The 4,778-nt window shown below is 52.5% G+C and carries 2 protein-coding genes and 1 pseudogene; all 3 read left to right on the top strand.

Annotated features, from left to right (window positions below):
* Positions 1–126, top strand: a pseudogene (locus HKD46_RS21245) (ISAs1 family transposase); the annotation flags it as partial.
* Complete coding sequence (locus HKD46_RS20925) at positions 104–4,189, top strand: Zn-binding domain-containing protein (RefSeq protein WP_221413929.1); 4,086 nt, start codon at positions 104–106, stop codon at positions 4,187–4,189. The pseudogene HKD46_RS21245 and the gene HKD46_RS20925, both read left to right, overlap by 23 nt.
* A gap of 225 nt (positions 4,190–4,414) precedes the next feature.
* Positions 4,415–4,678: a hypothetical protein gene (locus HKD46_RS20920; protein WP_221413928.1), complete on the top strand. Its 264-nt coding sequence runs from the start codon at positions 4,415–4,417 to the stop codon at positions 4,676–4,678.
* Positions 4,679–4,778 lie beyond the last annotated feature (100 nt).

The raw sequence follows: 4,778 nt of genomic DNA, 5'->3' as shown, positions 1-4,778 counted from the left end.
CCTAGCCTCAATACTGAAGTAAAAGAACAGTTCCAAGCGTATTGGGATAAGAATGAAAGCGATGTTTCGGGGCACGGCTTTACTGAACAATTTGACTCAGAACATGGGCGAAAAGAGCATCGACGTTTTTTCCGGTTGTGCAGGTCAACAAATTAAGCCAGTTTCCTGGCAGATGCTGGCTGAACAGCTGGCCGGTAGTGTCGATTTGGCTGACAGGATGCGTAGCGCCTTCAAAGACTTGACTGACCTCGATCTCACCAAGCAGCAATTTGCTGATTTCTGTCTTTATAGCGAGTTTGGCCGCCGCCCCAAAAATAGCTGGACCCTGGAAAGTCTCGGGCTGGTTTCAATCCATTATCCCTTCCTTGAAGATGTTACTCGTTGTCCCGCAGACTGGCGTATTTTGCTCTCGGATCCAGCCAGACAGTTACCCGAATGGCGTAACCTTCTGAAGATTACATTGGACTTTTTTGTTCGCGAACGCAGTGCCGTTTTTTATGAAAATGAAGAATATCCACGCTGGATGGGGACGCGATTTCCGGTTAAGTGGTTACAAGGCCCAGATAAAAAACAAAAAAGTTTAAATCGTGAGCTGTTGTGGCCACGAATTCATGATCGTTACTTCAATCGGGTGATAAAACTGCTGGTGGCTGTGTTTCCAGCGATTCAACCTGAACAAACCTATTGGCGTGACCTGGTTAATAACTTGATGAAGGATGTGTGGGATGTGTTACGACCATATTTCCGGCAGTTCGAGTCGGGCTATCAATTTGATGTCAAGCAACAGGCTCATTTTTACAGCCCGAAGACGGTGTGGCGTTGCCCCTATACCCGCAGGGCTCTGGATGTGACCTTAATGGGATATTCTCCCTATTTGCCCGGTAGCAACGAAATCGCTCCGGAGCTCGCTCAGAAGGTGGAAATGCCAACCCTGCCTCTGCGCCACTGGCATTTGCCGGGCGGTAGTGACATGGCGCGTGAGGAGCGATTGAACTGGCTGGAAACCGAACCGCAGGTTAAGCAAGCAAGAGCGGAGGGGCTTTGGTCAACTCGCAGTGACCGCTTGGCCCTCAAGGATGGCTGGTATCGACTGGAAGAGCATTCTGCGCAGCGCACGCCGGCACAGAACCAGTACAACGAAAAGTTATTCAAGGATGGCAAGGTTAATGTTCTCAACTGTTCAACCACCATGGAGATGGGGGTGGATATTGGAGGTATGAGCCTGGTCGCAATGAATAACGTGCCACCGGCACCCGCCAATTATCTACAGCGTGCAGGCCGCGCCGGACGACGTGGTGAGACTGCTTCAGCTGCGATCACCTTGTGCAAGAGTACGGCGCACGGTATGGAGGTATTCAAAAATCCTCTCTGGCCGTTCAGTGTGCGCGCCAAGGCACCTCAGGTGCGGCTCGAGAGCGCTAGTATTGTCCAGCGACATGTGAATGCCTTGTTGTTAGGCCGCTTTTTGCGTGCTGAGGTACCGGACGCTACTAAGTTGAGTTGCAAATGGTTTTTCGAGGAAGATGGCAGCAGTAGCCAGTGCCAGCGATTTTTGCATTGGTTGGAAAATAGTCATAGCGAAATGACTGATAGTCTGACCCGATTGGTCAAAGGCACATCACTTGCTGCCTTGAGTATTGATCAACTGCTCGAGCAGACCGGTATTATGATGCAGAAGGTCGATAATGGCTGGCGCGCCCAGCTTTCCACCTTGCTGCAAAACGCTGCATCCTTGAGGGCTGACAACAATGATTGGGAATCAACCCCAGCCGGTAAGGCCGTCACCTACCAACTGCGGGACTACCGCAGTGCTTATCTATTTTCCAAGTTGATGAGTGAAACCTTCTTGCCCGGGCATGGATTCCCGGTAGGTGTGGTGAATTTCAATTACTTGACCATGGATGAGCTGGAAAAGCGTAAGGCGCTAAGAGCCAGTCAACGTGATCAGCAAGAGGGAAAGGAGAATTTCGCCCGCAATATTGAAAAGCTGCCAAGCCGGGATCTGCCTACTGCGCTACGGGAATATGCGCCAGGGGCTGATGTGGTGCTAGGAGGTAAGGTCTACCGTTCGGCAGGAATCATGCTTGGCAAGGTGTTGGCAAGTGGACAAGAGATATCTGGTGACCATCAGATCCCTTGGTTTTGGCACTGCACACACTGCGGTGCTGGCGCAACCAGCGCGACTTATCCGACGGGTTGTTCGCATTGCGGTGCCGAATCGGCTCAGTTACGAATCGTGCGCTATCTGCAACCGATTGGCTTTGCTACCGACATTCGCTATAAGCCGCACAATGATGTGAGTTCACCTGCTCAGTTGCCATATCAGGATCCTCGTGTATTGGTGCCTTCCTCCACCTGGGTGGCGCTACCGGATGCCTCGCTTGGTCGTTATCGCTTTAGTAACAGTGGTGAACTGTTCCATTTCAGTAATGGAGAGCATGGTGCTGGATATGCCATTTGTCTCTCTTGTGGCCGCACTGACTCTCAGACTGAAGCTGGGCGTACACCAGAGAGTCTTAGCAATCCGGCGCTAGAGAATACCCATCTATTGTTGCGAGGTGGCAGTAACAATCACACCAACAAGCTCTGTTATGGACATGTTCATAAAGACCTGTGGCTTGGTTATAGCAATCGTACCGATATGGTCGAGCTGCAACTGAATGATGAGAACGGCCTACTCATCCGCAGCGAGGTCGCAGCCCGCTCGCTGGCTGTTGCGCTGCGCGAAGGCTTGGCCCATGTTCTGGGGATCGAGAACACTGAGCTTGGTGTGACCACTCAGCAGACAACGGATGCAAATAATGCTACTGGCTACTCGATCTTTATTTATGACAACAACGCGGGTGGTGCAGGCTATGCCGTCCAGCTGATTGACCTCTGGGGGGATGTCTTTGATTATGCCGCCAAGTTGCTCGACTGCGAGTGCGACAAGTGCTGCCACCACTGCTTACTGGGGTATGACAGCCAGCACTATGTCAGCAAGCTTGATAGATTGAGTGCTCTGCCATTAATGACGCCAGGTCGTATTCAGCGCCTGAAATTGGCTCCGGAATTCCATCATTTTGGGCCGCAGAGCCGTGTTGAGACCTTTCCGCTGATGTCGCGTCTGTCTCAGCGTCTCTCATCTGGGGTGTTCCATTCCTGTTCTCTGGTATTGGGTGGCGATCCTGAAGTCTGGGATTTCGCTAGTTGGCCGTTGCTAAATGACCTGATGCACTTTGTCTCGGTCGGTGGAATGGTCGAAATCATGCTGACCGTGCCAAGCAGTAAATTACCCGATCGAATTCGGCATCAGCTGGCCGCATTGGCCGCGATGCCGGGTGCGCGGATTGTTATTCAATCTCTGTCGGCAGCGCCGCGCACATCGCAGCAAGGCTACTGGCTCGCCCAACTGGTGGGTGAGCAAACCATGCAGTGGGCTGCCAGCAAGGATGTGGTGTGTGAACCGGGTAAACAGTGGGGCTTCAGTGCTCTGACGCCAGTGGTGACAACAAGCAAGAGTATTCCTGCAGGACATGAAGGTACTCGGATGACTGCTGATGAACTGTTACCGGCCATACCGGCTGGAGCGGTGCGCATCAATCTGGCGGATCAGTTGGATGGCCCTCTGGCTGGATTCGGTAGCCGCTTCTGGACCTTAATTACCCGGCATAGCTCGGTGTGGAAAAAGGCGTTTACCAAAAAGAGGCAGATCGTGCGTGTTCAGTACAGTGATCGCTATCTACACAGCCCATTTACAGCGCGATTGCTTGGAGAGCTATTAACGGAGCTGGTGGAACAGGGCATAGCCGATCAGGCGGCATTACAGATCAACGTGAAGAAGCTTGATTTCAATACCCCTCAACATGATGCCCTTTACAACAGTTGGCAGAGTGAGGCGGATCGCCAGGCGGCTATTACCATGTTGCTTGAGGAGGGCTATGTTGGCCCCTCTTGGCAGGGAAGCATAGATCTGAACTCTGGCGACAAGTCGGCGACCGGCCACGGTCGGGAACTGGTGGTGACCTTCGAGGACGGCTCGGAAGCTTATCTGCTGTTGGATATGGGATTGGGCTACTGGCGTTGTCAGGGGGCGAGCTATTTCGACTTTGACCAGCCTGTTGCGCGTCAGGTAGAGCTTATTGCTGCCCATACTGCGAAGCTGGTTTCTCCCGAGAGTGGGCTCGAGAGTTACATCATCGCTGGCTGAGAAGAAGGCCTCGTGTCTACGAGGCCTTCATTGTTTCACGATGAGTTTTTTATCTAGCTGAAAAACGAAAGAATATCTTATGAATCATGGCCTTTGTCATTACAACAGGCTTGACCTCATGGTACTCTTTTGTTCCCTTTTTATCGCAGTGCCCAGTGGTTAGCGCCCATCGGTATTGGATGGGCGAACGTTTGGTCACACTGCTCAGACAGAAAGATAAGACAAATGAACGAGCACAATTTTGCACCCGGTATGCGGGTGGTGATTCGGGATGCGGAGTGGCGTATTCGCCGTGCGGACAACAGTGGTGATGGTGGCCACCTGCTGACCTGTGATGGCATCTCCGAGCTGGTACGCGGTAAAGAAGGGCTGTTCCTGACCAAACTGGAGCAGAAAATTGAGATCCTCGATCCGGCCAAAACCAAACTGGTGGAGGACGACTCGGCGAACTACCAGGCTGCGCGTATCTATTCACCAGGACGGGGTTGACGGCATCAGTTCTGCCGGGATGGGATAATCTGTCTTCTCGATGCACGCCCTGACCACGGCCCTCAACCACTCCTGTGGGCAGCGGCCCAATCGCTTGCCG

It is taken from the genome of Aeromonas sp. TW 6 (assembly GCF_013168745.1).
Classification (GTDB): Bacteria; Pseudomonadota; Gammaproteobacteria; order Enterobacterales; family Aeromonadaceae; genus Aeromonas; species Aeromonas caviae.
This window is presented reverse-complemented; position numbering and strand designations above follow the sequence as displayed.

Coding starts and splice junctions, on each gene's coding strand:
- HKD46_RS20925 (WP_221413929.1), top strand. CDS start 104: ATGGGCGAAAAGAGCATCGACGTTTTTTCCGGTTGTGCAGGTCAACAA.
- HKD46_RS20920 (WP_221413928.1), top strand. CDS start 4,415: ATGAACGAGCACAATTTTGCACCCGGTATGCGGGTGGTGATTCGGGAT.